Origin of the sequence: Vreelandella aquamarina (assembly GCF_020075495.1) — a bacterium.
Lineage (GTDB): Bacteria > Pseudomonadota > Gammaproteobacteria > Pseudomonadales > Halomonadaceae > Vreelandella > Vreelandella aquamarina_A.
The window spans coordinates 1-243 of the sequence record NZ_JABYQT010000061.1 but is presented as its reverse complement, the minus strand read 5'-3'; the positions used below and the strand labels follow the sequence as shown (position 1 = coordinate 243).

Annotated in this window: 1 protein-coding gene; it reads right to left on the bottom strand. The window is 70.8% G+C overall.

The genetic code is table 11. From position 1 onward, the window contains the following. A partial coding sequence (locus HW452_RS17470; protein WP_224107354.1) for a cadherin repeat domain-containing protein occupies positions 1–243 on the bottom strand: 243 nt, incomplete at both ends.

Sequence of the window (243 nt, the reverse complement as noted above, 5' to 3'; positions counted from 1 at the left end):
TGCCGCCGCCGTTGACGTGGGCCGCACCTGCGTCGGTCAGAGTGACCGTGCCGGTGATCGCGTCGATGGCGTAGTAGCCGTCGGCGTTGCTGCCCTCGGTCAGGCTGTAGCGCAGCGCCGCGTTGTCGCCGTCCGGGTCGTTGCCCTGGCTGGTCGCCACCGGCTGGCCGGCTTCGGCCGCGCCCTGGATGGCGTCATAAGTGCTGGTCACCTCGACGGTGGGCAGCAAGGCGCTGTCACCCA